A 23586-nucleotide genomic window follows, 5' to 3' on the forward strand; every position below is an offset into this window, starting at 1 on the left:
CCTGCCGGTCAGCCCTCGACGCCGGCCCGGTTGCGGCGCAGGGAGCGTCGCGCGGCCAGCACCTGGGTGAGCTGCCGGCCGTTGGGGGCCGTGGTCGGGCGCCGGTGCACGCTCAGCCGGCTGCGCACCGCGTGCGTGGTGGCGACCCGCAGGACGGCGTACGGGCCGAGCGCGATGCGGGCCATGAAGCGGTTGGCGTCGCGCGACCCGGCGACCGCCGCGGTGGCGACGTGCTGGATCCCGAGGTCCTCGGCCCAGCTGACCGCGGCCTCCATGAGAGCGGTGCCGACGCCGTGGCGCCGAAAGGGCGCGAGCACGTGCGGCGAGAGCGCGCGCACGACCGGCTCGCGGTTGAGCGCGGACATCGTCGTGTGCTCGAGGTGGACGGCGCCGGCGAACTTGCCGTCGTACTCGGCCACCACGATGCGCTGGTTGTCGGACGCCAGCACCTCGACGACCACGGCCTCCATGTCGGCCGCCTGGTCCTCAGGCCCGACCCGGCGGATGACGTCGGTCCACACCTCTGCGAGATGGGGCGCGTCCTCGAGGGTCACCGAGCGGAGCGACACCAGGGAGCGGTTCATCGCACCATGCCTCTATTCCGACCTTCCACAGGTCTGTCGCGCCTCCGTGTCCCCCGAACGCGACTCCACCGGGAGAGACTACGCTCAGCGATCGCGTCCTGTCAGAGGAGCCCGGCACAGAGCCCTGCAAGAAAGCCACCAGAGGAGTCCCGTGATCCCCGGCATCGGCACCGCCGTGAACGTCGCCACCGTCCTGATCGGCAGTGTCATCGGGGTCCTCCTCGGCAACCGGTTGCCGGTGCGCACCCGCGACGTGGTGACCGACTCCCTGGGCCTGGTGACGCTCCTGATCGCCGGCACCTCGGCGATGGCCGTCCTCGACGACGACCTGGCGGACTTCGTCGGCGACAGCGCACCCATGCTGATCGTGCTGGGCTCACTCCTCATCGGCGGGATCGTCGGCTCGCTGCTCGGGCTGGAGTCCCGCGTCGAGGCCTTCGGCGGCTGGCTCCAGGGCCGGCTCGCCGGTGGCGCCAGCACCGCCGAGCGGCACCGCTTCATCGAGGGCTTCGTGGTCTCCTCGCTGATCTTCTGCACCGGTCCGCTCACCATCCTCGGCTCGATCAACGACGGGCTGGGCAACGGTGCCGAGCAGCTCTTCCTCAAGGCCGCGCTCGACGGCTTCGCGGCCATCGCGTTCGCGGCCTCGTTCGGCTGGGGCGTCGCCGCCAGCGCGATCACGATCGTCACCGTCCAGGGCAGCCTCACGCTGCTCGGCCTGGCCCTGGGCGACGTGCTCCCCGACGCGCACCTCGCCGCGATCACCGCCACCGGCGGGCTGCTGCTCGTGGGGGTCGCCCTGCGCCTGCTCCGGGTGCGGGAGATCCCGGTCGCCGACCTGCTCCCCGCGCTGCTCGTCGCACCGCTCCTGGTGGCGCTCGTAGGCGCGATTCACTGACCGTGCAGCATTGACGTAACGGTTCGCTAACGACAGGGTGCCGTACGACACCCCGCCCTGTGGCCAGACCTACGGTGGCATGGCTATGCCCAATCTTCTCGGGAGGGGCGGGCGCGGTGTAGTGCATCAACGCGACAGAAAGGTTCACCCCGTGAATCGAACCACGACCAACTGGGTCCGGCTGATGGCGGGCACAGCCGTCCTCGGCCTCGCCCTGACCGCTTGCGGCTCCGACTCGGAGGGCGACAGCGCTCCGAAGGCGAGCGACAGCCCCTCGGCCTCCGAGTCGGCTCCGGCAGCGGACTCGTTCACCAACGACAAGTGCGACGCCGGCGCGACCAGCGCCGACACGTTCCGCGTCGGTGGCATCCTGCCGCTGACCGGTAACCTCGCCTTCCTCGGTCCGCCGGAGATCGCGGGCGTCGGCCTGGCTGTCTCGGACATCAACGCGGCCGGCGGCGTCAACGGCGCCAAGGCCTGCCACGACGTCCAGGACTCCGGTGACTCGACCGACATGTCGGTCTCCACCGCTTCGGCGGGCACGCTGGTCGCCAGCAAGCCGTCCGTCGTCATCGGCGCCGCGTCGTCCAGCGTCTCGCTGAACGTCGTCGACACCTTCGCCGACAACAAGATCACCGAGATCTCGCCGGCCAACACCGCGGTCGACCTCAGCGGCTACTCGCCGTGGTACTTCCGTACCGCTCCGCCGGACGGCGTCCAGGGCAACGCGCTCGGCACCCTGATCACCACCGACGGCTACACGAAGGTCGGCTTCCTGGTGTTCAACGACACCTACGGCACCGGCCTGCGCAACGTCGTCGAGGAGACGGTCAAGGCCGCCGGCGGTTCCTGCAGCTACGGCTGCAAGGGCGACGGCGACGAGTTCCCGGCCGGTCAGACGACGTTCTCGGCCGAGGTCAGCGGGGTGCTCGCCTCCAAGCCGGACGCGATCGTCGTGCTCGCCTTCGACGAGACGAAGTCGATCATCCCCGAGCTCAAGTCGCAGGGCTGGGACATGTCGAAGGTCTACCTGACCGACGGCAACGTGTCGGACTACAGCAAGGACTTCGCGAAGGGCACCCTCACCGGCGCCCAGGGCACCATCCCGGGCGCCGACCCGGACGCCACCTTCAAGGACCGGCTCAGTGGCTGGGCCGAGGTCGGCGAGGGCGCTCCGCTGAAGGACTTCTCGTACGGCGCCGAGTCCTACGACGCGACCATCCTCGCCGCGCTGGCCGCGGTCAAGGGTGGGGCGACCGACTCCGCCACCGTGCAGAAGAACCTGGCGGCCGTGTCCGGTGCCACCGACGGCGAGGAGTGCACCTCCTACGCCGACTGCGTCGCCCTCCTCGAGGACGGCTCGGAGATCAAGTACACCGGTCCTTCGGGCATCGGTCCGATCGACGACGAGAACGACCCGTCGTCGGCCTTCGTCGGCATCTACAAGTACAACGCCGACAACAAGAACGAGCTCACCACCACGGTGGAGGGCTCCAAGTGATCCACGGGTGATCGACTGATCACCCCGTAGCACGCGAAGGGCCCCGGACCTCACGGTCCGGGGCCCTTCGTCATGTCCTGGTGGTCGAGCTGGGCGGTGCGGCCGCCATGCTGTGGGGCCGCCCGGCCCGCCGTTCCCGCGCACCTGCGCCGGAACGACCACGGCCCACCCGAGAAGCACCCGGGTGGGCCGCTGGCAGGTCAGGGTGCTGCTAGTGCCCCTCGCGCTCCTCGTCCACGTCCTTGGCGAGGGTGCCGAGGTAGAGCTCGATGACCTTGGGGTCGTTCGCGAGCTCGCGGCCGGTGCCGCTGTAGGCGTCCCGGCCCTGGTCGAGCACGTAGCCGCGGTCGCAGATCTGCAGGCAGCGACGGGCGTTCTGCTCGACCATCACGACGCAGACACCGGTCTTGTTGATCCGGCGGGTGCGCAGGAAGGTCTCGTCCTGGCGCACCGGTGACAGGCCCGCCGACGGCTCGTCGAGCAGCAGCACGGACGGCTCCATCATCAGCGCCCGGGCCATGGCCAGCGACTGACGCTCCCCGCCGGACAGGGCGCCCGCGCTCTGGTTGCGCCGGTCGTGCAGCACCGGGAAGAGGTCCCACATGGCGTCGAGGCGCTCGCGGATCTTCTTGGGCCGCAGGAAGAGGCCCATCCGGAGGTTCTCCTCGATGCTCAGCGAGGGGAAGACGTTGTTGGTCTGCGGGACGAACCCGACCCCCATCTCCACCAGCTGGTTGGTGCGCAGGTTGGTGATGTCGCGATCACCCAGCGTCACCGAACCGGAGTGCACCTTGACCAGGCCGAACATCGCCTTGAGCAGCGTCGACTTGCCGGCGCCGTTCGGGCCGATGATGCCGATCATCTCGCCCGGGTAGGCGACCAGGCTGCACCCGTTGAGGATGTTGACCCCGGGGATGTAGCCGGCGACGACGTCCTTCGCCTCGACGACCGCCTTCCGGGTCTCGGTGGCGGTCCCACCGTGCTGCTGCTCGGTCATCGCAGTCCCTCCGCCTCTTCCTCGGCCTCGCGTTCGGCGTCCTCGGCGGCCACCTCTTCGGCGATCTCCTCCAGCGCCTCGTCCGTCAGCAGCGCGTCGTCACCCAGGTCGGTGTCGTGATGCGCGCCCAGGTAGGCGTCGATCACGGCCGGGTCCGACATCACCGTGTCGGCGGCGCCCTCGGCGACCAGCCGGCCCTCGGCCATCACTGCGACCCAGTCGGAGATGTGGCGTACGACGTGCATGTCGTGCTCGACGAAGAGCACGGTCATGCCCTCGTCGCGCAGGTTCTGGATGTGGCCGAGCAGCGACTGGGTCAGCGCGGGGTTCACGCCGGCCATCGGCTCGTCGAGCATGATCATCTTCGGGTCGCTCATCAGCGCCCGCGCCATCTCGAGGAGCTTGCGCTGGCCGCCGGAGAGGCTGCCCGCGTAGTCGTTCTTCTTCTCGAACAGCTTGAAGCGGGCGAGGAGCTCGTCGGCCTTGGCCTCGATCTCCTTCTCCTGCTTGGCCCAGGTGCCGCGGAACATCGACTTGAGGAGGTTCTCCCCCGCCTGGTTCTGCGCGCCGAGCATCATGTTGTCGATCACCGTCATGGCGCTGAGCGCCTTGGTGAGCTGGAAGGTCCGGACCATGCCGGCCTGCGCGACGCTGGAGGCCGACGTCTTGTCGAGCGTGCGGCCGTCGAAGGCCCAGTGCGCGCCCTTGCCGGCCGTGGTCGGCTTGTCGAACCCGGTGATCAGGTTGAAGAACGTCGTCTTGCCGGCGCCGTTCGGCCCGATCAGCGCCGTGATCAGGCCGCGCTGCACCTCGAGGTGCTGCACGTCGACGGCGGTCATGCCGCCGAACTGGCGCACGATGTTGTCGACGACCAGGATCGGGTCGGGCTTGCCGGCGCCGGGCACGGCGTCGAAGCCCGAGGTCAGCGCCCGGCGGGCAGCCGGGTCCGCGAGTCCGGTGTCGACCTTGGGGTCGGCCATCTGCTCAGACATTGAATCGCAGCTCCCTCTTGTTGCCCAGGATGCCTTGTGGTCGGAAGATCACGATCAGCATCAGCGCGACACCGACGACGATGTACGAGAACTGCTCGGTCTGCTGGTTGCTCATGATGCTGTCGGGGACGTACGCCGCGGCCGTGTACTTGATGCCGATCCGGCCCGCGAAGAACAGCACCGAGCCGAGCACGGGGCCGAAGATCGTCGCCGCACCACCGAGCAGCAGCGCGGTGTAGCAGAAGAACGTCAGCGAGCGGCCCATGGAGTCGGGCTGCACGCTCGACGACAGCACGTAGACCATGCCGCCGAGCGCTCCGAACAGACCGCCGATGATCAGCGCCTGCATCTTGATGGAGAAGACGTTCTTGCCCAGCGAGCGGATCGCGTCCTCGTCCTCGCGGATGCCGCGGAGCAGTCGGCCCCACGGGCTGCGGACCAGGAGGAAGACGACCAGCGTGCAGAGCAGCGCCAGGCCCCAGGCGACGAACCGCACCCACCAGCCGCTGACGCCGGTGCTCTGGTAGGGCACCGGGAAGAGGAAGAAGAGCAGCAGCACACCGAACACGAGGAGTCCCGCCATGCCGGCCGACTGCAGGAGCCCCTTGAAGGCGTTGCCGCTGCGGAAGCGCATCACGATCAGGACGATGACCGCGATGGCGACGATCCAGCCGATGATCCGCACCCAGGCGGCGCCGTCGGCGACGTCGGTGTAGTTGAACGGGATCAGCGTGAAGGAGCCGGTGCCGAAGAAGGACAGGTTCCGGAAGCCGGTCGTGTACTGGCTGCCCGGGATGCCCTGGGCCGAGCCGGTGAAGTCGACGAGCAGCGCCGACCTGCCGACGTACCTGATGATCTCGGCGGCCGAGATCGTCACGATCGCCAGGTAGTCACCGCGCAGCTTCAGGGTGGGTGCACCGAGCACCAGCGCGAAGATGAACGCGGCGCCGAACCCGAACAGGATGCCGAGGATCATCGGCAGGCCGTTGGAGATCGAGATCGCGAAGCCGTAGGCGCCGAGCAGCATGAAGCCCGACTGGCCCATGTTGAGCAGGCCGGTGAAGCCGAAGTGGATGTTGAGTCCGATGACCGCGATCGCGACCGCCGCCGTCTGCGGCGACAGCGCCTCGCGCATCATGCCGTTGAGGATGAACTGGATGGTGTCCATGGTCTTCAGTCCTCCCCTTACCCGACCCGCTGCGGCTTGCCGAGCAGACCTTGCGGTCGCACGAGCAGGAGCAGGATCAAGATCAGCAGCGCGGTCGCGTACTTGAAGTCACCGGGCATGCCCAGGACCGGCGACAGCTCCACGACCAGGCCGATGATGATGGCGCCGATGAGGGCGCCGAACGCGGTGCCGAGGCCACCGAGGGTGACCGCCGCGAAGAGCAGCAGCAGGATCTGGAGACCGGAGTCCCACTTGATGCCGTTGGTGACCAGCGCGTAGAGGAGACCGGAGAGACCGGCGAGGCCCATCGCGACCGTCCACACCAGGCGGATCACCCGGTCGGTGTCGATGCCCGACGCCGACGCGAGCGCCGGGTTGTCGGAGACGGCGCGAGTGGCGCGACCGATCCGGGTGCGGAGCAGGGCGTACCCGACGCCCGCCAGCACGATCACCGAGATCACCATCGCGACGATCGACTGGTTGGTGATCGTGACCGGCCCGAACTCGCGCACCGACGGGTTGTCCTGCAGCACGCGGACGGTGCGGGCACCGACCGTGTACTGGTACACGTACTGGAGCGCCAGGGAGAGACCGATCGTCACGATCATCATCTGGGTCAGGCCCAGGCCGCGGCGTCGTAGTGGTTGCCACAGCACCCGGTCCTGGAACCACCCCGTGAACGCGCACAGGATCACCACGACCAGGCCGCCGATCCACAGACCGAGCCCGTGCTGGTTGATGAGCAGGTAGCCGAGCATGCCGCCGAGCGTCACCTGCTCCGCGTGCGCGAAGTTGGAGAGGCCGGTGGTGCCGTAGATGAGCGACAGGCCGACCGAGGCGAGCGCGAGCAGCAGGCCCAGCCGCAGGCCGTTGACCGTGCTCTGGACGAGCTCGTCGAACTTGCTCGTCGAGGCGCTGTAGTCAGCCGTGCGGATCGTGAGCAGCGCGGGCTTGGTGACGCCGAACTTCGCCGCGACGGTGACCTCACCGGTGTCGACGACCAGGTCCTTGGGGAGCGTCGACTCGTCGACCTTGACGACGTACGGACCCTCCTTCTCGACCTGGACGTTCCACTTGCCGGTCTCGCTGGTGGTCACCTCGGTGGCGGTGCCCGCCTCGTCGGTGACGGTCAGCTTCACGTCGGCGAGGGGCCCGTCCTCGGTGCGGATGGTGCCGGCGATGCAGGCCTTGTCAGGCCCCGGGAGGCACAGCGTGTCGACGGCGCTGGCCGGACCCGAGGAAATCAGCGCGAGCACCGGCGCGAGCAGGAGCGCGAGAATGAGTCCCGCTACCCCCCTGCGCACGGTCCGCTCACGGACGACGTGTCGAGACTTCAACTCGGTCCTCCCATCCAGAACCCGGCTGGGTTCGGACGGCAGTCTAGGGGTGAACGGCGAGTGAAGCGCCAGTCCTCCGACTTCCCGGCGCGGCACACGCGCAGCCTTTACCGAAGCGTGATCTACCGGAAACGTCTCGCCTCAGCCGGCGATGCCGGGGCCGTGCGCGATGACGCCCTCGGCGACCTGCCGCATCGACAGACGTAGATCCATCGCGGTCTTCTGGATCCACCGGAACGCGTCGGGCTCGGAGAGCTTGAGCTGGTCCTGGAGCACGTTCTTGGCCCGCTCGACCGCCTTGCGGGTCTCCAGGCGCTCGGTCAGGTCGGCGACCTCGGACTCGAGCATCGAGAGCTCGGCGAACCGGCTCACGGCCATCTCGATCGCCGGCACCAGGTCGGTCTGGCTGAAGGGCTTGACCAGGTAGGCCATGGCACCGGCGTCGCGCGCGCGCTCGACGAGGTCGCGCTGCGAGAACGCCGTCAGGATGACGACCGGCGCGATCCGCTGCCCGGCGATCCGCTCGGCGGCGGCGATGCCGTCGAGCACCGGCATCTTCACGTCGAGGATGACCAGGTCCGGGCGGAGCTCCTCGGCCAGCTCGACCGCCTTCGCCCCGTCACCGGCCTGGCCGACGACGTCGTACCCCTCGTCGGAGAGCATCTCGGCGAGGTCCATCCGGATGAGGACCTCGTCCTCGGCGATGACGACCCGGCGGGCGGCAGCACCCGGGGTCGGCTGGTCGGTCGGCTGCGTCACGGCAGCAGGTTATCCGCCCGCGCGCCGTCGTACGCCGCGCACCCGTCAGGCTGGACGCGGTGCGACCCCCGGCGCGACCCCCGGCAGCGGCACCGGTCGCGTCGCCCGGTCGCGCAGGAAGAGCTCGACCTCCTCGCGCTCCACGCGCCGGCGACTGAGCAGGGTCGCAGCCGACCGGGCGTTGCCGATGGCTCGTTCGTTGCTGGCGTGGCCCCATCCACTGGCCTGCTGCCACGGCTTCCACATGTCGACCTCCACTGCCCGAGCACCCGCGTGCTCGAAACTGTAGTAGTTCGATCGACTTTAGCCAAGGCCGGCGTCGCGCCCGCTGTCCGTTAGGGTTTCTCGCGCCGCGGGCCCCGGTACTCCAACGGCAGAGAGAGTGGTCTCAAACACCATCCAGTGTGGGTTCGAATCCCACCCGGGGCACCCACGGATGCATCGATGTCGGTGCCATGGGCGACCGTCGAGGCGTGTACGACGACCCGACGCGCGAGATTGCCCTCGAGCTCCTGGCCCAGCACACCCTGTCCGAGGTCAGCCGACGGACGGGCATCAGTCGTGCGGCTCTCCGGGAGTGGCGCGGCGGACGCCCTCCTCGTTCGAAGGCCTCCGTCGCGCGGCTCGATGAGCTGATCGGCCTCACGTCCTGACGACGCGAGGCCTCGATGCGTCGTCGACGGTCTGGAGCACTCCGCGGGGCGGGCCCTATACCGGCTCGGGGCGGGGTACGGTCACCCGTCAGAACACACCAAAGGAGTGGTCATGGGAACAATCATCGGCATCATCGGCCTGATCGCGGCCATCTGGGTGATCATCGAGGTGGTTCGCTCCGGGGCGAGCACCATCGCCAAGGTCGTGTGGATCGTCTGCGCGATCCTCTTCTCGATCATCACCGCCATCGTCTGGGCGGTCTGGGGTCGCAAGGAGTTCGGCGGCCAGAAGGCCGTCATCTGACGCTCGTCACAGCGTGACGTCATACGGACGGAGCAGACGGATGCTCCGTCCGCATGACGTCCGCGTCAGTGCTGGCGCTTGTACGCCGGAGCGACCTCGTTGATGGCGTCACCCATCCGGTGGATGCGGAGCGCGTTGGTGGAGCCGGGGATGCCGGGCGGCGCGCCGGCGATGATCACGACGAGGTCGCCCTCGGTCACCCGGCCGATCTGGAGCAGCTGGTCGTCGACCTGACGGACCATCTCGTCGGTGTGCTCGACCATCTGGGTCAGGAACGTCTCCACGCCCCAGCTCAGCGCCAGCTGGGAGCGGACGGCCGGCACGGGCGTGAAGGCCAGGACCGGGATCGGGCCGCGCAGCCGCGACATCCGGCGCGCCGAGTCGCCGCTGGTGGTGAACGCGACGACGTACTTGGCGTCGACCCGCTCGGCGACCTCCTCGGCCGCCTTGGCGATCACACCGGAGCGGGTGTGCGGGTCCCAGTCGATCTTGGCGAAGACGCCGGCGCCCTCGCTGTTGCGGATCGCGTGCTCCTCGGTGGAGGTGATGATCCGCGCCATCGTCTCCACGGTGTGCACGGGGAACTCCCCCACGCTGGTCTCGCCGGACAGCATCACCGCGTCGGCGCCGTCGAGGACCGCGTTGGCGACGTCGGAGGCCTCGGCGCGGGTCGGCGCGGGGCTGGAGATCATCGACTCGAGCATCTGGGTCGCGACGATCACCGGCTTGGCGTGCAGGCGGGCCTTGCGCACGATCTGCTTCTGCAGGAACGGCACGTCCTCGAGCGGGCACTCCACCGCGAGGTCACCGCGCGCGACCATGAAGCCGTCGAAGGCGTCGATGACCTCGTCGAGGTTCTCGATCGCCTGCGGCTTCTCGATCTTGGCGATGACCGGGACGTGGATGCCCTCCTCGTCCATGATCTTGCGGACGTCGTCGGCGTCCTTGGCGTCGCGCACGAAGCTGAGCGCGATGAAGTCGACGGTGAGGTGCAGCGCGAACCGCAGGTCCTCGATGTCCTTCTCCGACAGCGCCGGCACGGAGACGGCGACGCCCGGCAGGTTGATCCCCTTGTTGTTGGAGACCTTGCCGCCGACCAGGACCTCGGTGTGCACGTCGGTGCCGTCGACGACGCCGGTCACCCGGAGCCGGATCTTGCCGTCGTCGATCAGCAGCGGGTCGCCGACGTTCACGTCGCCGGGCAGCCCCTTGTACGTCGTGCCGCAGATCTTGTCGTCGCCCGCCACGTCGCGGGTCGTGATGACCCACTCCTGGCCGCGGCGCAGCTGCACCGGGCCGTCGGGGAACGTCTCGAGCCGGATCTTGGGGCCCTGCAGGTCGGCGAAGATCCCGACGCCGTGGCCGCTCGCGTCGGAGGCCTCCCGCACGAGGCGGTACGCCTCCGCGTGGTCCTCGTGGGACCCGTGGCTCATGTTCAGCCGGGCGACATCCATCCCGGCGTACACGAGCTCGCGGATCCGACGGGGCGACGAGGTCGCCGGGCCGAGGGTGCAGACGATCTTGGCTCTACGCACGTGTCTCACCTTACCGCCACTTTGACCTTTCAAAGACCAAACTCCCGTCGGCCGGGCCGTGAAATCGCCGAGTCGGCGCTGCTTCACCCTAGACCCGGGCGAGACAGCGCCGACTCGGCCGTGCTCGGGCAGGTGCTCAGACGACCAGCGGGCGCTCGGTCGGCTTGATCGGCGACGGCAGCGTCGTCGACCCGGTGAGGTAGGTGTCCACCGCGGCGGCCGCGGCGCGGCCCTCGGCGATCGCCCACACGATCAGCGACTGGCCGCGGCCCGCGTCGCCGGCGACGAACACGCCGGGCACCGAGGACTGGTAGCCGAGGTCGCGCTTGACGTTGCCGCGCTCGTCGAGGTCGACGCCGAGCTGCTCGACCAGGCCCGGCTTCTCGGGACCGAGGAAGCCCATCGCGAAGAGCACCAGCTGGGCCGGGATCTCGCGCTCGGTGCCCTCGATCTCGGTGAGCTTGCCACCTTCGAACACCACGTCGACGAGCTTGAGCGCCCGGATGTTGCCGTCCTCGTCGCCGAGGAACTCCTTGGTCGAGACGGCGTAGACCCGCTCCCCCGCCTCCTCGTGCGCCGAGGAGACCCGGAACGTCATCGGGTACGTCGGCCAGGGCTGACCGGCCGGGCGCGACTCCGGCGGCTCGGGCATGATCTCCAGCTGCGTGATCGACGCCGCGCCCTGGCGGGTCGAGGTGCCGAGGCAGTCCGCGCCCGTGTCTCCGCCGCCGATGATCACCACGTGCTTGTCGGTGGCCAGGATCTGGTCCTCGACCTCCTCGCCGAGGGCGACCCGGTTGGCCTGCGGGAGGAACTCCATCGCCTGGTGGATGCCGCCGAGCTCGCGCCCGGTGATGCCCAGGTCGCGGGGGTCGGTGGCGCCCATGGCGAGCACGACGGCGTCGTAGCGCTCCTTGAGCTTGTCGGCGCCGAGCGCGGAGCCGACGTCGACGCCGGCCCGGAAGACGGTGCCCTCGCGACGCATCTGCTCGAGACGCTTGTCGAGGTGCTTCTTCTCCATCTTGAACTCGGGGATGCCGTAGCGCAGCAGGCCGCCGATCTTGTCCGCCCGCTCGTAGACCGCGACGGTGTGACCCGCACGGGTGAGCTGCTGGGCGGCGGCGAGTCCGGCGGGACCCGAGCCGATCACGGCGACCGTGCGGCCCGAGAGCCACTCCGGCGGCTGGGGCCGGACCAGGCCGGACTCCCACGCCTTGTCGATGATCGAGACCTCGACGTTCTTGATCGTCACCGGGTCCTGGTTGATGCCCAGGACGCAGGCGGTCTCGCACGGGGCCGGGCACAGGCGACCGGTGAACTCCGGGAAGTTGTTGGTCGCGTGCAGGCGCTCGATCGCGCCCTCCCAGTCGTCGCGCCAGACCAGGTCGTTCCACTCCGGGATGATGTTGCCGAGCGGGCAGCCCTGGTGGCAGAACGGGATGCCGCAGTCCATGCAGCGCCCGGCCTGCTGGGTGATGATCGGGAGCAGGGCGCGCCCGGCGCTGCCGGGGTAGACCTCGTTCCAGTCCTGGATGCGCTCCTCGACCGGGCGCCGCTCGGCGACCTCCCGGCCGTCCTTCAGGAATCCGCGGGGGTCAGCCATGGAGCGCCTCCATCATCGCGTGGGCGGTCTCGTTCTCGTCGAGGCCGTCGGCCTCAGCCTTGGCCTTCGCCTCGAGCGACTTGCGGTAGTCACCCGGCATCACCTCGGTGAAGCGGGTCAGCGACGTCTCCCAGTCGGCCAGCAGCTGCTCGGCGACGACTGAGCCGGTCTCCTCGAGGTGGCTGCGCACCAGCTGCTCGAGCTCCACCGCGGCGTCCCCGACGACCGGGCCGAGCTCGACGAGCTCGGTGTTGACGCGCTGCGGCTTGAGGTCGAGCACCCAGGCGATGCCACCGGACATGCCCGCGGCGAAGTTGCGCCCGGTCTTGCCCAGGACGACGACCCGGCCGCCGGTCATGTACTCGCAGCCGTGGTCGCCCACGCCCTCGTTGACCAGCCAGGCGCCGGAGTTGCGCACGGCGAACCGCTCGCCGACTCCGCCGCGCAGGAAGATCTGGCCCGAGGTGGCGCCGTACGCGATCGTGTTGCCGGCGATGATCTGCTCGTCGCTGTTGAACGTCGCCGCGCGGTCCGGGCGTACGACGATGCGCCCGCCCGAGAGCCCCTTGCCGACGTAGTCGTTGGCGTCGCCCTCGAGCCGCAGGGTGATACCTCGCGGGACGAACGCGCCGAACGACTGCCCGGCCGACCCGGTGAACGTGATGTCGATCGTGCCGTCGGGCAGGCCCTCGCCGCCGTACTTCTTGGTGACCTCGTGGCCGAGGATCGTGCCGACGGTGCGGTTGACGTTGCGGATCGCGACCTGGGCGCGGACCGGCTCCCCGCTCTCGATCGCGGGCTGGGCCAGCGGCACCAGCTCCGTGACGTCGAGCGACTTCTCGAGACCGTGGTCCTGCGACTTGGTGCGGTAGAGGTCCTGGTCGGGGAACGCCGAGCGGTCCGGCTGGTGCAGCACCGGCGTCAGGTCGAGCCCGGACGCCTTCCAGTGGTCGACGGCCTCGCGGACGTCGAGGGTCGCGACCTGCCCGATCGCCTCCTCGATGGTGCGGAAGCCCAGCTCGGCCAGGATCTCGCGCACCTCCTCGGCGATGAACTCGAAGAAGTTCACGACGTACTCGGCCTTGCCGGAGTAGCGCTCGCGCAGCACCGGGTTCTGGGTCGCGACGCCCACCGGGCAGGTGTCGAGGTGGCAGACCCGCATCATGATGCAGCCCGACACGACCAGCGGTGCCGAGGCGAAGCCGAACTCCTCGGCGCCGAGGAGGGCGGCGATGACAACGTCACGGCCGGTCTTGAGCTGCCCGTCGGTCTGCACGACGATCCGGTCGCGCAGCCCGTTGAGGAGCAGCGTCTGCTGGGTCTCGGCGAGGCCGAGCTCCCAGGGACCGCCGGCGTGCTTGAGCGAGGTCAGCGGCGCCGCGCCGGTGCCGCCGTCGTGCCCGGAGATCAGGACGACGTCGGCGTGCGCCTTCGAGACGCCCGCTGCGACCGTGCCGACTCCCACCTCGGAGACCAGCTTGACGTGCACGCGGGCCGCGGGGTTGGCGTTCTTGAGGTCGTGGATCAGCTGCGCCAGGTCCTCGATCGAGTAGATGTCGTGGTGCGGCGGCGGGCTGATCAGGCCGACACCCGGCGTCGAGTGCCGGGTCTTGGCCACCCACGGGTAGACCTTGTTGCCGGGCAGCTGCCCGCCCTCGCCGGGCTTCGCGCCCTGCGCCATCTTGATCTGGATGTCGTCGGCGTTGGTGAGGTACTCCGACGTCACGCCGAAGCGGCCCGACGCGACCTGCTTGATCGAGCTGCGACGCTCCGGGTCGTAGAGGCGGTCGGGGTCCTCGCCGCCCTCACCGGTGTTGGACTTGGCGCCCAGCCGGTTCATGGCGATCGCGAGGGTCTCGTGCGCCTCCTTGCTGATCGAGCCGTACGACATCGCGCCGGTCGAGAACCGCTTCACGATCTCGGAGACCGGCTCGACCTGCTCGATCGGGATCGGCTGACGACCGGAGCCGTCGGCGTCCTTGAAGCGGAAGAGCCCGCGCAGCGTCATCAGCCGCTCGGACTGCTCGTCCACGCGCGCCGTGTACTGCTTGAAGATGTCGTAGCGGCCGCTGCGGGTGGAGTGCTGCAGCCGGAAGACCGTCTCCGGGTCGAACAGGTGCGGCTCGCCCTCGCGACGCCACTGGTACTCGCCGCCGATCTCGAGCTCGCGGTGCGCGGGCAGGATGCCGCCGCGCGGGTACGCCGTGGCGTGCCGGCGAGCGACTTCCTCGGCGATCGTGTCGAGCTCGATGCCGCCGAGCTTGGAGGTGGTGCCGGTGAAGTAGCGGTCGACGACCGCCTGCGACAGCCCGACCGCCTCGAAGATCTGCGCACCGGTGTAGGACGCGACCGTGGAGACGCCCATCTTGGACATCACCTTGAGGACGCCCTTGCCGAGCGCCTTGATCAGGTTCTTGACGGCCTGCTCCGGCTCGGCGGAGACGTAGTAGCCCTCGCGGGCCAGGTCCTCCACCGACTCCATCGCCAGGTAGGGGTTGACCGCGGCCGCGCCGTACCCGACGAGCAGCGCGACGTGGTGCACCTCGCGGACGTCGCCGGCCTCGACCAGGAGCCCGACCTGGGTGCGGGTCTTCTCGCGCACCAGGTGGTGGTGCACCGCGCCGGTGAGCAGCAGCGACGGGATCGGCGCGTGCTCGGCGGTGGAGTGGCGGTCGGACAGCACGATGACGCGGGCGCCGTCGGCGATCGCCGCGGACACCTCCGCGCAGATCTCGTCGATCCGCTCGGCCATCGCGGCTCCCCCGCCCTCGACGGGGTAGAGCCCGCGCGAGACGTGGGTGATGAAGCCGGGCATGTCGCCGTCGCGGTTGATGTGCCGGATCTTGGCCAGGTCGTCGTTGGAGATGACCGGGAACGGCAGGACGACCATGCGACAGGACGCCGGCGCCGGCTCGAGCAGGTTGTACTCCGGCCCGATGGTGCCGGCCAGCGAGGTGACCAGCTCCTCGCGGATCGCGTCGAGCGGCGGGTTGGTGACCTGGGCGAAGAGCTGGCTGAAGTAGTCGAACAGCAGCCGGGGCTTCTCGCTCAGCGACGCCAGCGGCGTGTCGGTGCCCATCGAGCCCAGCGGCTCGCCGCCGCCGTTGGCCATCGGCGTCAGGATGACCCGCAGCTCCTCCTCGGTGTAGCCGAAGACCTGCTGGCGGCGGGTCACCGAGGCGTGCGTGTGGATGATGTGCTCGCGCTCGGTCACGTCGGCGAGGTTGATCAGGCCGGCGTGCAGCCACTCGTCGTAGGGGTGCTCCGAGGCGAGCTCCGTCTTGATCTCCTCGTCCTCGATGATCCGGTGCTCGTCGGTGTCGACGAGGAACATCCGGCCCGGCTGGAGGCGGCCCTTGCGGACGATCGAGGCGGGGTCGAGGTCGAGCACGCCGACCTCGGAGGCCAGCACGACGAGACCGTCGTCGGTGACCCAGTAGCGCGACGGCCGGAGGCCGTTGCGGTCGAGGACCGCGCCGATCTGCGAGCCGTCGGTGAAGACGACGCACGCCGGGCCGTCCCAGGGCTCCATCACGGCGGAGTGGAACTCGTAGAAGGCACGCCGCTTGGCGTCCATCTCGGCGTGGTTCTCCCACGCCTCGGGGATCATCATCAGCACCGAGTGCGGCAGCGAGCGGCCACCCATGTGCAGCAGCTCGAGCACCTCGTCGAACGACGCGGAGTCGGACGCACCGGGGGTGCAGATCGGGAACAGCCGGTCCAGGTCGCCCGGGATCACGTCGGAGCCGAGCAGCGCCTCGCGGGCGCGCATCCAGTTCCGGTTGCCCATGACCGTGTTGATCTCACCGTTGTGGGCGATGAACCGGAAGGGGTGGGCCAGCGGCCAGCTCGGGAACGTGTTCGTCGAGAACCGCGAGTGCACGACCGCGAGGGCCGAGGCGATCCGCTCGTCGACCAGGTCGGGGAAGAACTTGTCGAGCTGGTCCGTGGTGAGCATGCCCTTGTAGGCCAGGGTGCGCGACGACAGCGACGGGAAGTAGACGTCGGTCTCGCGCTCGGCGCGCTTGCGCAGGCAGAAGGCGAGCCGCTCCAGCGCCATCCCGGTGACCCGAGTGCCCTTGCCCGCGACGAAGAGCTGGGCGAAGGTCGGCATCACGCCGAGCGCCATCTGGCCGAGACCGGCCGGCTGGACCGGGACGTCGCGCCAGCCGAGGACGGTCAGGCCCTCCTCGGCGGCGATCTCCTCGATCCGGCTGCGGGTCTTGGTGACCTCCTCGGGGTCGCCGGGCAGGAACGCCGTGCCGACGGCGTACGCGTGCTGTCCGGGGAGCTCGAAGTCCACGACGGCGCGCAGGAACGCGTCCGGGACCTGCAGCAGGATGCCGGCACCGTCGCCGGAGTTGACCTCGGCGCCGGCGGCGCCGCGGTGGTCGAGGTTGCGGAGTGCGGTCAGCGCCTTCGCCACGATGTCGTGGCTCGCGACGCCGGTGAGCGTCGCGACGAACGCGACACCGCAGGCGTCGTGCTCGTGGCGGGGGTCGTACAGCCCTTGGGGCGGCGGGAATGCGTGCGAAGAGTGCACCGGGCATTCTCCCGTCGTCTCAGCGCCGGGCCTGCCCCACGACGTTGTCGGGCCGGCACCAGCGGATCAGCGAAGCAGATTCTGCGGGCAGGGGACGACATTGGCCCTGGCAGAAAGGACAGGTTAACACCGCTCTAGGGGTGTTCCGGACCCCTGTCCGCGGTCGAATCCTCGGGGTCCTGCGCGAGCGGTCCGCGGCCGTCGGCGTACACCTGCTCCTCGCGGCCGGGCTGGCGTCGGGCGCTGATCACGAACCAGATCAGGGCCGCCACGAAGAGCACCAGCGAGGTCCAGACGTTGAACCGGAAGCCGCCGACGTCCTTGAGCTCCACGTTGTCGATGCGCAGCATCTCGATCCAGCTGCGACCGAGCGTGTAGATCATGATGTAGAGCGCCACGACCCGGCCGTGGCCGAGCCGGAACCTGCGGTCCGCCCAGATCAGGATCGCGAACGCCGCGAGGCACCAGAGGCTCTCGTAGAGGAACGTCGGGTGGAAGGTCGTGCCCGGCGGGTAGCCGGCGTCGACCGCCGTGCTGTCGCTGACGGACAGCGCCCAGGGCAGGTCGGTGGGCTTGCCGAAGAGCTCCTGGTTGAACCAGTTGCCCCAGCGACCGAGCGCCTGTGCGACCAGGACGCCGGGTGCCATCGCGTCGAGGACCGGCAGCAGCTTGATGCCCTTGCGCTTGGCGCCGATCACCGCGCCGACGGCACCGAGCCCGATCGCACCCCAGACCCCGAGGCCGCCGCGCCACACGTAGAGCGCCTCGATCGGGTGCATGCCCGCCCCGAAGTAGAGGTCGTGGTCGGTCATCACGTGGTAGAGCCGGCCGCCGACGAGGCCGAACGGCACCGCCCAGATCGCGATGTCCTGGATGTCGCCCGCCTGGCCGCCGCGGGCGACCCAGCGCCGCTCCCCGATCCAGATCGCGGCGACGATGCCGAGGATGATCGCCAGCGCGTAGCCGCGCAGCGGGAACGGCCCGAGGTACCAGACGCCCGACGACGGGCTCGGGATCGAGAGGGTGGTCAGCAGTGGGCTCATACGGGGTCCCCGCAGAATCGTGAGATGGAGGAGCGGAGCGGGGGAAACTCGCAATTCTGTGGGGTGTTCATGGTCCTCGTGTCAGTCCGCGTCGAGCAGGTGGTGGATGTCGGCGGCGAAGTCGGCGGAGGAGGTCTCCTCGCTCCAGTAGACCGTGCCCTCGTCGTCGGCGTCGATGCCGGTGATGGTCGTGCCGTGGGTGACGTCGTACCCGCCGGACGGGAGCTTCTCGCCCTGGGTGATCCCGACGCCCATCGGCTGGGCGACCGACACGATGGTGTCGAGGTCGCCGGTCAGCCCGATGAAGCCGGGGTCGAAGTGGCTGAGGTACTTCTTCAGCACGTCCTGGGTGTCCCGCGCGGGGTCGGTGGTCACGAAGACCACGTCGACCCGCTCGCGGTCCTGGTCGTCGAGGCGGGTCATCGCGGAGGCGAGGTTGGACATCACCGTCTGGCAGATGTCCGGGCAGTGCGTGTAGCCGTAGAACACCATCGTCAGCGGCTTGTCGGTGTCCTTCGTCAGCGAGAACGGCTGCCCGTCGGTGTCGGTGAGCGGCGTCGCCGACACCTCGAACGGCGGGTCCAGCTCGTTGCCGTGCAGCCCGCTCGGCCCCGTGGGCTCGCTGCTGCCGCACGCGGCGAGCGGGAGCAGCAGGGCGGTGAGGACGACGGCGACCCGACTACGCACGCCGTACCCCGGCGGCGAGGTCCTCGGTCAGCCTCGCCAGGGCGCGCAGGCCGGCGCCGGTGTCGTCGGAGTGGTCGAGCAGCGTGCGCACGAACGCGGAGCCGACGATCACCGCGTCGGCGTGGGCCGACAGGTCGGCGGCCTGGGCACGGGTGCTGACACCGACCCCCACGCCGACGGGGAGGTCGGTGGTCGCCTTGGTCCGCGCGATCAGGGGGGCCACCCCCTCGGCCGTCGCCTGCTTGGTGCCGGTGACGCCCATGATGCCCGTGGCGTACACGAAGCCGCGGCAGTGGCTCGTCGTCATCGCGATCCGCTCGTCGGTGCTCGACGGGGACACCAGGAAGACCTTGTCGAGGTCGCGGGCGTCCGCCGCGGCGATCCACTCCTCGGCGAAGTCGGGGGTGATGTCGGGAGTGATCAGGCCCGCGCCCCCGGCGTCCTGGACCTGCTGGGCGAAGCGGTCGACACCGCGTCGCTCGATCGGGTTCCAGCTGGTCATCACCAGCGTGGGCGTCCCGGTCGCCGCGACGGCCTCCACCACCCGGAAGACGTCGTCGACCCGGAAGCCGGTGTCGAGCGCCTGCTGGACCGCCCGCTGGATGATCGGCCCGTCCATGACCGGGTCGCTGTAGGGCAGCCCGACCTCGATCACGTCGCACCCCGCGTCGACCATGGTGCGCAGCGCCTCGATGCTGCCCGCGACGTCGGGGAAGCCTGCGGGCAGGTAGCCGACCAGCGCCGCCCGGTCCTCGGCCCTGGCCTCGTCGAACGCGGTGCTGGTGCTCACGCCTGTCCTTCGGTCTCGTCGGGCTCGCCGAGCTTGAAGTACTCGAGCGCGGTGCCCATGTCCTTGTCGCCGCGACCGGAGAGATTGACCAGGATCGTCTGGCCCTGGTGCTCCGGCGCGATCCGCAGCGCACCCGCGAGGGCGTGCGCCGACTCGATGGCCGGGATGATGCCCTCGGTGCGCGCGAGCAGCGCCATCGCGTCCATCGCCTCCGCGTCGGTCACCGGCTCGTACGTCGCACGGCCGATGTCCGCCAGGTAGGAGTGCTGGGGGCCGACGCCCGGGTAGTCGAGCCCGGCCGAGATCGAGTGCGACTCGATGGTCTGGCCGTCCTCGTCCTGGAGCACGAAGGTGCGGGCGCCGTGGAGCACGCCGCGCTCGCCGGCCCGGATGGTCGCGGCGTGCCGGCCGGTCTCGTAGCCGTCTCCCCCGGCCTCGAAGCCGTAGATCGCCACGTCGGGGTCGTCGAGGAACGCGGTGAAGAGGCCGATCGCGTTGGAGCCGCCGCCCACGCAGGCGGCGATCACGTCCGGCAGCCCGCCGTACTGCTCGATGCTCTGCGCCCGCGCCTCGTCGCCGATGCCGCGGCAGAACTCGCGGACCATCGTCGGGAACGGGTGCGGGCCGGCGGCGGTGCCGAAGAGGTACGCCGTGTGGTCGACGCTCGCGACCCAGTCGCGCAGTGCCTCGTTGATCGCGTCCTTGAGCGTCGCGCTGCCGGAGTCGACGGCCACGACCTTGGCGCCCAGGAGGTTCATCCGGGCGACGTTGAGCGCCTGGCGCCGGGTGTCGACCGAGCCCATGTAGACGGTGCAGTCGAGCCCGAAGTACGCCGCGGCCGTCGCGCTCGCGACGCCGTGCTGCCCGGCGCCGGTCTCGGCGATCACCCGCGACTTGCCCATCCGCTTGGTGAGCAGCGCCTGGCCGAGCACGTTGCGGATCTTGTGGGCGCCGGTGTGGTTGAGGTCCTCGCGCTTGAGCAGGATCCGGGCGCCGACCTTGTCGCTGAGCCGCTCGGCGAAGTAGAGCGGGCTGGGGATCCCGGCGTAGTCGCGCAGGATCGCCTCGAACTCGGCGACGAACGTCGGGTCGGCCATCGCCTCCTGCCACGCCACCGTCAGCTCGTCCAACGCGGCGACCAGCGCCTCGGGCATGAATCGACCGCCGAACCCCGCGGGACCGCCGAACCAGCCCTGCTCATCCGCGTCGAACGTCGTGGTCCGTTCCGGATGGGTCGTCATGTCGTCACTCCTGTCATCGCGGCGACCGCGGCCTGCGGGTCGCCGTCCTTCACCAGTGCCTCGCCGACGAGGACCGCACGGGCGCCCTCTCCGACGAAGCGCTCGACGTCTGCGGGGCCGAAGATGCCGCTCTCGGCGACCTTGACGCGGTCGTCGGGGATGAGCGGCGCGAGCCTGCCGAACGTGTCGTCGTGGATCTCGAGCGTCTTCAGGTTGCGGGCGTTGACGCCGACCAGCTCCGCACCGAGGTCGACGGCCCGCTCGGTCTCCGGCTCGTCGTGCACCTCCACGAGCACGGTGAGGCCGAGCTCGCGCGCCTCGTCGTGCAGGCGGCGCAGGGTGTCGTCGTCGAGCGCCGCGACGATGAGCAGGGCCAGGTCGGCACCCGCGGCGCGCGCCTCGACGAGCTGGTAGCTGGTGACGATGAAGTCCTTGCGCAGGATCGGGGTGTCGACGGCGGCGCGCACCGCGCGCAGGTCATCGAGGCTGCCGCCGAAGCGGCGCCGCTCGGTGAGCACGCTGATGGCGGCCGCGCCCCCTGCGGCGTACTGGCGAGCGAGATCGGCGGGGTCCGGGATGTCGGCGAGGTCGCCCTTGCTCGGGCTGCGCCGCTTGACCTCGGCGATGACGCTGGAGCCCGGCCCGCGGAAGTGCGGCATCGGGTCGCGCGGCGGATCGACGTCGGCCAGGGCGGCGCGCAGGTCGGCGAGCGTCGTCGTCGCCTCCCGCTCGGCGAGGTCGAGTCGCACGCCGGACACGATCTCGTCGAGCACGGACATGCCACCAGTGTTTCACGCGGCATGGAGGCCGCGTCGCTGGGTAGTGTCCGCTGAACACGGCCGGTGAGACGGTCCGGCCGCCGAACGAAGGAACCCTTGTGAGCTACTCCGAACCACCTCCCCCGCCGCCGCAGTACGGCGCACCCGTCCCGCCGTACGGCGGGATGCCACCGAAGCGGTCCGGCATGTCCATCGCCAGCCTGGTGCTCGGCATCCTCGCCGTGCTGCCGTGCTTCTGGGGCTGCTTCATCTTCGGCATCCTCGGCGTCGTCTTCGGTGTCCTCGGCAAGAAGGACGTCCGCGAGTCGCAGGGCGCCAAGACGGGCGAGGGGCTCGCCAAGTGGGGCTTCATCCTCGGCATCGTCGGGATCGCCTTCGGCGTCATCTACTGGATCCTGGTCGCCACCGGGGCGATCGACATCAGCTACACCGCGGACGTCTGAGCGACGCCCGAAGCCCGTGGGTCAGGGCGCCAGCCAGGAGCCGAACGGCAAGTTGCGCAGCACCGTGAACACCAGGAGCAGCGCCAGCCCCGTGTAGGCGACCGGCCGGATCACGCTCATCGGCACCTGGTACGGCCGGCCGCGCCAGCGGCCGGCCGTCCAGAGCGCCAGGCCGAGCACGATGAACGGCAGCGCGACCACGAAGGCCAGGTTGCTCGAGGCGGCGCCGTACAGGTCGCCGTGGGTGAGGTCGTTGACCGCCCGCAGGCCGCCGCACCCCGGGCAGTAGACACCCATCGCCGCGCTGGGGCACAGGCCCCACGAGCCGTGCTCGTGCGGGTCGCGCAACCGCAGCGCCAGGCTCGCGACCGCGAGACCACCGATGACCAGCACCGGCGCGCGCATCCGGCGCCGGCGCGGTCGGACCTCCGCGGCGACCGGTGCTGCCGTGGTGGTCACCGCGAGCTCGTCAGTGGCCGGACTCGTGGTAGCCGAGCTTGGCCATCACCGCGAAGATCACCAGCGATGCGACGGCGAGGCCGACACCGACCCAGAAGATGGTCCAGTTGATCGGGTCGAACAGCATCCCGGCGGCACCGACCACGAAGCCCAGCATCGCGACGGTCACGAACGTCCAGGCCGCAGGGGTGTTGCCGTGGTTGTCAGACATGGGGCTCCTCGTGCGCGGGGCTGGTCCTGGTGGGTAATGCAGACAGCATTCTAGGCAGTCGGGTCGCGACCCTCGTCCATCGCCTTCCAGAGGTCGAGGCTGCTCTGCTCCTCCGGCGGTACGACGGGCGGCGCGGGCGCGCTGCCGGGTGCGTCGTAGCGGGCGCCCATCTCGGGCCACGACGGCGCCCACGCCACGGCGAGCCCTCCGGCGACGATCGACAGCAGCGAACCGAGCACGGCCACCCAGTACCAGACCGTGTGGCTCAGGTCGGCGCTGCGCACCCCCACGAGCGCGAGCTCGTCGCGGAACTGCGCCGGGACCTGGGAGTACGCCGCGAGCGCGGCCACCAGGGCGCCGGCAGCCGCCAGCGTGCCCAGCGCCGCCACCGCGCGCCGGACGCGGCCCCGGGTCACGAGCACCACCCCCCAGCACGCGAGGACGACCAGGCCCAGCGCGGTGACCAGCGGGAGGTGGGCGTCGAAGGTGACCAGGCGGCTGCTCACCGCCGTCGCCGCCTTGCCCGAGGCCTCGACGGCCGGCTGCTCACCGGCGACGGCCGTCAGGGTGCCGGCCGCCAGCCCGAGGAGGACCACCGGGCCGAACGTGCGGCGCCGACCGGCGGGCTGCTCAGCCATCGGCCAGCAGCAGGTCGGCGTCGAAGCAGGTGCGGTCGCCGGTGTGGCAAGCGACGCCCACCTGGTCGACCTTGACCAGCAGCGTGTCGCCGTCGCAGTCGAGGCGGACCTCCTTGACCCACTGCAGGTGACCCGAGGTCTCCCCCTTGACCCAGTACTCCCGGCGCGAGCGGCTCCAGTACGTCGCCCGCCCGGTGCTGAGCGTGCGGGCCAGCGCCTCGTCGTCCATCCAGCCGAGCATCAGCACCTCGCCGGTGTCGTGCTGCTGCACCACGGCGGGCACCAGGCCCTCCGCGGTGCGCTTGAGCCGGGCGGCGATCTGGGGGTCCAACGGGCTGCTCACGGTCCCAGTATCGCGTGGGGGTGGTTTCGAGGCTCAGGCTCCAGGGCGCCTTCGCACCTCAACCACCGGCTCGATGGT

24 protein-coding genes and 1 tRNA gene are annotated in these 23586 nt (G+C 70.2%); 6 read left to right on the forward strand and 19 right to left on the reverse strand.

The features are described 5' to 3' along the window. Positions 1-8 precede the first annotated feature (8 nt). Complete coding sequence (locus ASC77_RS03040; protein ID WP_056148705.1) at positions 9-584, reverse strand: GNAT family N-acetyltransferase; 576 nt, start codon at positions 582-584, stop codon at positions 9-11. A gap of 151 nt (positions 585-735) precedes the next feature. Between ASC77_RS03040 and ASC77_RS03045 the strand changes: the two genes are divergently transcribed. Further along, positions 736-1482, forward strand: coding sequence for a DUF554 domain-containing protein (locus tag ASC77_RS03045; protein WP_200944876.1), 747 nt, complete (start codon positions 736-738; stop codon positions 1480-1482). A 151-nt stretch (positions 1483-1633) separates the two neighbouring features. Beyond that, on the forward strand, positions 1634-2983 hold the full coding sequence (locus ASC77_RS03050) for an ABC transporter substrate-binding protein (RefSeq protein ID WP_200944877.1): 1350 nt from the start codon (positions 1634-1636) through the stop codon (positions 2981-2983). Between the two features lie 211 nt (positions 2984-3194). Here the strand turns inward: ASC77_RS03050 and ASC77_RS03055 are convergent, their stop codons facing one another. From ASC77_RS03055 to ASC77_RS03080, 6 genes are all read right to left on the reverse strand, one after another. After that, positions 3195-3980 (reverse strand): ABC transporter ATP-binding protein, encoded by a 786-nt coding sequence (locus tag ASC77_RS03055; protein ID WP_056148707.1) that lies wholly within the window; start codon positions 3978-3980, stop codon positions 3195-3197. Next, positions 3977-4972: an ABC transporter ATP-binding protein gene (locus ASC77_RS03060; RefSeq protein ID WP_082574411.1), complete on the reverse strand. Its 996-nt coding sequence runs from the start codon at positions 4970-4972 to the stop codon at positions 3977-3979. Before ASC77_RS03060 ends, ASC77_RS03055 begins: the two co-directional genes overlap by 4 nt. Next, positions 4965-6140 carry a branched-chain amino acid ABC transporter permease gene (locus tag ASC77_RS27100; RefSeq protein ID WP_056148711.1) on the reverse strand — a complete coding sequence of 392 codons (1176 nt, stop codon included), beginning with the start codon at positions 6138-6140 and terminating at the stop codon, positions 4965-4967. Before ASC77_RS27100 ends, ASC77_RS03060 begins: the two co-directional genes overlap by 8 nt. A 17-nt stretch (positions 6141-6157) precedes the next feature. Next, on the reverse strand, positions 6158-7444 hold the full coding sequence (locus ASC77_RS03070) for a branched-chain amino acid ABC transporter permease (protein ID WP_200944878.1): 1287 nt from the start codon (positions 7442-7444) through the stop codon (positions 6158-6160). A gap of 174 nt (positions 7445-7618) precedes the next feature. Beyond that, positions 7619-8236 (reverse strand): ANTAR domain-containing response regulator, encoded by a 618-nt coding sequence (locus tag ASC77_RS03075; RefSeq protein WP_056148715.1) that lies wholly within the window; start codon positions 8234-8236, stop codon positions 7619-7621. A 45-nt stretch (positions 8237-8281) separates the two neighbouring features. Beyond that, complete coding sequence (locus ASC77_RS03080) at positions 8282-8482, reverse strand: hypothetical protein (protein WP_156390893.1); 201 nt, start codon at positions 8480-8482, stop codon at positions 8282-8284. Between the two features lie 110 nt (positions 8483-8592). On the opposite strand from ASC77_RS03080, the gene ASC77_RS03085 reads away from it, so the two are divergent. From ASC77_RS03085 to ASC77_RS03095, 3 genes are all read left to right on the forward strand, one after another. Further along, positions 8593-8665, forward strand: a tRNA-Leu gene (locus ASC77_RS03085). A gap of 44 nt (positions 8666-8709) precedes the next feature. Then, complete coding sequence (locus ASC77_RS03090) at positions 8710-8889, forward strand: hypothetical protein (RefSeq protein ID WP_156390894.1); 180 nt, start codon at positions 8710-8712, stop codon at positions 8887-8889. 112 nt (positions 8890-9001) lie between these two features. Continuing rightward, entirely contained in the window at positions 9002-9193 is a 192-nt protein-coding gene (locus ASC77_RS03095) for a PLDc N-terminal domain-containing protein (RefSeq protein ID WP_056148719.1), read from the forward strand. A 65-nt stretch (positions 9194-9258) separates the two neighbouring features. Here ASC77_RS03095 and pyk read toward each other — a convergent pair whose 3' ends face one another. From pyk to trpC, 8 genes are all read right to left on the reverse strand, one after another. Further along, the gene (gene pyk, locus ASC77_RS03100) at positions 9259-10728 is read right to left on the reverse strand and encodes a pyruvate kinase (protein WP_056148721.1); all 1470 of its coding nucleotides are present in this window, start codon (positions 10726-10728) and stop codon (positions 9259-9261) included. 136 nt (positions 10729-10864) lie between these two features. Further along, positions 10865-12331 (reverse strand): glutamate synthase subunit beta, encoded by a 1467-nt coding sequence (locus ASC77_RS03105; protein WP_056148722.1) that lies wholly within the window; start codon positions 12329-12331, stop codon positions 10865-10867. Then, positions 12324-16874, reverse strand: coding sequence for a glutamate synthase large subunit (gene gltB, locus ASC77_RS03110; RefSeq protein ID WP_056148724.1), 4551 nt, complete (start codon positions 16872-16874; stop codon positions 12324-12326). Before gltB ends, ASC77_RS03105 begins: the two co-directional genes overlap by 8 nt. A gap of 134 nt (positions 16875-17008) precedes the next feature. Then, positions 17009-17917, reverse strand: a complete 909-nt coding sequence (gene lgt / locus ASC77_RS03115; RefSeq protein ID WP_056148726.1) for a prolipoprotein diacylglyceryl transferase — start codon at positions 17915-17917, stop codon at positions 17009-17011. Between the two features lie 81 nt (positions 17918-17998). Next, a complete protein-coding gene (locus ASC77_RS03120; protein ID WP_056148728.1) occupies positions 17999-18604 on the reverse strand; it encodes an SCO family protein in 606 nt (201 codons plus the stop codon). Further along, positions 18597-19394, reverse strand: a complete 798-nt coding sequence (gene trpA, locus ASC77_RS03125; protein ID WP_056148731.1) for a tryptophan synthase subunit alpha — start codon at positions 19392-19394, stop codon at positions 18597-18599. Before trpA ends, ASC77_RS03120 begins: the two co-directional genes overlap by 8 nt. Further along, the gene (gene trpB / locus ASC77_RS03130; RefSeq protein ID WP_056148733.1) at positions 19391-20635 is read right to left on the reverse strand and encodes a tryptophan synthase subunit beta; all 1245 of its coding nucleotides are present in this window, start codon (positions 20633-20635) and stop codon (positions 19391-19393) included. The genes trpA and trpB overlap by 4 nt, the downstream gene beginning before the upstream one ends. Continuing rightward, positions 20632-21414, reverse strand: coding sequence for an indole-3-glycerol phosphate synthase TrpC (gene trpC, locus ASC77_RS03135; RefSeq protein ID WP_056148735.1), 783 nt, complete (start codon positions 21412-21414; stop codon positions 20632-20634). Before trpC ends, trpB begins: the two co-directional genes overlap by 4 nt. A gap of 98 nt (positions 21415-21512) precedes the next feature. On the opposite strand from trpC, the gene ASC77_RS03140 reads away from it, so the two are divergent. Continuing rightward, the gene (locus ASC77_RS03140; RefSeq protein ID WP_082574412.1) at positions 21513-21857 is read left to right on the forward strand and encodes a DUF4190 domain-containing protein; all 345 of its coding nucleotides are present in this window, start codon (positions 21513-21515) and stop codon (positions 21855-21857) included. 21 nt (positions 21858-21878) lie between these two features. Here ASC77_RS03140 and ASC77_RS03145 read toward each other — a convergent pair whose 3' ends face one another. Genes ASC77_RS03145 through hisI form a run of 4 tightly spaced genes read right to left on the reverse strand, consistent with a single transcriptional unit; the run spans position 21879 to position 23508 of the window. Beyond that, a complete protein-coding gene (locus ASC77_RS03145) occupies positions 21879-22316 on the reverse strand; it encodes a DUF2752 domain-containing protein (RefSeq protein ID WP_056148739.1) in 438 nt (145 codons plus the stop codon). A 10-nt stretch (positions 22317-22326) separates the two neighbouring features. Next, a complete protein-coding gene (locus ASC77_RS03150) occupies positions 22327-22527 on the reverse strand; it encodes an HGxxPAAW family protein (RefSeq protein WP_056148740.1) in 201 nt (66 codons plus the stop codon). Positions 22528-22577: 50 nt separating this feature from the next. After that, on the reverse strand, positions 22578-23165 hold the full coding sequence (locus ASC77_RS03155; protein ID WP_056148741.1) for a Trp biosynthesis-associated membrane protein: 588 nt from the start codon (positions 23163-23165) through the stop codon (positions 22578-22580). Further along, positions 23158-23508, reverse strand: coding sequence for a phosphoribosyl-AMP cyclohydrolase (gene hisI / locus ASC77_RS03160; RefSeq protein ID WP_056148742.1), 351 nt, complete (start codon positions 23506-23508; stop codon positions 23158-23160). Before hisI ends, ASC77_RS03155 begins: the two co-directional genes overlap by 8 nt. Between the last annotated feature and the right edge of the window lie 78 nt (positions 23509-23586).

This window comes from Nocardioides sp. Root1257, assembly GCF_001425175.1.
GTDB lineage: Bacteria > Actinomycetota > Actinomycetes > Propionibacteriales > Nocardioidaceae > Nocardioides.